This is a genomic window from Deltaproteobacteria bacterium (assembly GCA_009930495.1).
GTDB lineage: Bacteria > Desulfobacterota > Desulfovibrionia > Desulfovibrionales > Desulfomicrobiaceae > Desulfomicrobium.
The window spans coordinates 1-1,378 of the sequence record RZYB01000405.1; the positions used below are offsets into that span (position 1 = coordinate 1).

The window sequence follows — 1,378 nt, forward strand, 5'->3', positions numbered from 1 at the left end:
CAGGAAGCCGTCGTTGATGCCGTCCTTGAGCGAGTAGATGAAGACCGGGTCGCCGAAATAGGCGTAGGTGTCGGCGTTGATGTCCCGCTTGGGCGTGGCCGTCAGGCCGAGCTGCACGGCCGGGGCGAAGTATTCCAGAATGCCGCGCCAGCGGCTTTCGTCCCGCGCTCCGCCGCGATGACATTCGTCGATGACGATAAAATCGAAGAAGTCGGGAGGGTAGTCCCCGAAATAGGGGCTCGGTTCCCCACCGGTTGGCGGTCCGCACATGAAGGTCTGGAAGATGGTGAAGAAAATGCTGCCGTTTTGGGGCACCTTGCCTTTCTTCCTGATCTCGTCCGGCGCGATGCGCACCAGGGCGTCCTCGGCAAAGGCTGAAAATGCGTTATAGGCCTGATCCGCCAGAATGTTGCGGTCGGCCAGGAACAGGATGCGCGGCCTGCGGCTCGGCTCTCCCTCATGCCGCCAATCCTGCAGGTTCCAGCGACTATGGAACAGTTTCCAGGCGATCTGAAAGGCGATGAAGGTTTTGCCCGTACCCGTGGCCAGCGTCAGCAGGATGCGGTCCCGGCCGTCGGCCATGGCGGATAGGACCCGCTCCACGGCGATGTCCTGATAATATCGGCCCTGAAAGTAGCCGCCCCGATCCTCGAAGGGCACGGCCTTGAAACGGTCCCGCCAGAGATTCTGCACGGCGAAGGTCCGCCCCCAGAGTTCTTCCGGCGTGGGGAAGGTCGAAACTTCGGCCTCGCTGCCCGTTTCCATGTCCACGGCATAGATGCCCTGGCCGTTGGTGGCGTACGTGAAGCGAACGGCCAGCTTGCCGGCGTAGTCCTTGGCCTGGGCCAGCCCTTCGGTCAGCGCCTTGTCCCAGGCCTTGGCCTCGACCACGGCCAGCTTGGTGTTGCGGTACTCAAGGACGTAATCGGCCGTGAGTGCCTTGGCCCGTTTGCCCGCGCCCTGGATGCGGCCCATGGTGATGGGATACTCGGGCCGGATGCGACTGCCTTCGACCACACCCCAGCCGGCGGCCTTGAGGGCCGGGTCGATGTGCAGGAGGCGGGTTTCGGCTTCGTTCATTTCAGACCCCCGGTGACAGCATGTTCATGATGAGTTGGATGATAGTCTCTTTCTGGGCAGGGTCGGATTCCGCCACCAACAGAGCCAGAGCTGCCAATCCCATATCGTTGAACACCGGGGCGCCGTGGTTGTCGAACAGCCGGTGGTTACGATTGAGGAAGTCCACAAACAGGAAGGCCCCGCTTCGCTTGTTGCCGTCGGCAAAAGGGTGATTCTTGATGACGAAATAGAGCAGATGCGCGGCCTTGGCTTCAATGCTGGGGTAAGCGGATTCACCGAACACGGTTTGCTCGAGATT

2 protein-coding genes are annotated in these 1,378 nt (G+C 61.6%); both read right to left on the bottom strand.

All coding sequences use genetic code 11. The annotated features are described in order from the left end of the window. Positions 1 to 1,080 (bottom strand): DEAD/DEAH box helicase (locus EOL86_15035; GenBank protein NCD26883.1); only part of this gene is annotated, 1,080 nt, incomplete at its 3' end. A gap of 1 nt (position 1,081) precedes the next feature. After that, positions 1,082 to 1,378 (bottom strand): Fic family protein (locus EOL86_15040; GenBank protein NCD26884.1); only part of this gene is annotated, 297 nt, incomplete at its 5' end.